The organism is Aeromonas sanarellii (genome assembly GCF_000820085.1).
GTDB lineage: Bacteria > Pseudomonadota > Gammaproteobacteria > Enterobacterales > Aeromonadaceae > Aeromonas > Aeromonas sanarellii.
In genome coordinates this window covers 40,441-40,930 of sequence record NZ_CDBN01000012.1, presented here as the reverse complement: position 1 = coordinate 40,930, position 490 = coordinate 40,441, and the positions used below count along the sequence as shown (strand labels likewise).

The 490-nt window shown below is 63.3% G+C and carries 1 protein-coding gene and 1 pseudogene; one reads left to right on the top strand and one right to left on the bottom strand.

The window, feature by feature from the left end; translation table 11 throughout:
• A pseudogene (locus BN1132_RS02040) lies at nucleotides 1-211 on the bottom strand (AraC family transcriptional regulator); the annotation flags it as partial.
• 75 nt (nucleotides 212-286) lie between these two features.
• On the opposite strand from BN1132_RS02040, the gene BN1132_RS02035 reads away from it, so the two are divergent.
• Nucleotides 287-490 (top strand): VOC family protein (locus tag BN1132_RS02035; RefSeq protein WP_042074545.1); only part of this gene is annotated, 204 nt, incomplete at its 3' end.

Below are 490 nucleotides of genomic sequence, written 5' to 3'. Positions count from 1 at the left end.
CCCGCACCTCCCCCTCGCCCCCCAGGGTCAGCAGAAAACAGTGCACATCGGCAAAGCGGCGTGCGATGCGGTAACGGGTCTTGAGGCGCGAGTAGCCCGCCAGCCACACCCGCTCCTGCGCGAGGGCCGGCAGCAGGCTGTCGCAGCAGATCTGCTCGCGGCAGTCGGGGGAGACATCGACAAGATCGGAATTGGCAGTTTCAGACATCATCAGGACGGGCTCAGCCATGTCGAGGATCAGGGCCCCAGCATAGCATCATGGGCATCGAGTCACAGGAGACCAGCCATGCACATCCATCACGTCGCCATCTGGGCGCAGGATCTGGAGGCACTCAAGGCATTCTACTGCACCCTGTTTGGCGGGCAGGCCAATGAGCGCTACCACAACCCGACCAAACAGTTTTCGTCCTACTTCGTGCGCTTCGAGGGGGGCGCCAGCCTGGAGCTGATGCATATCCCCACCCTGCGCCCGGCAGATCTCCATCTGCCG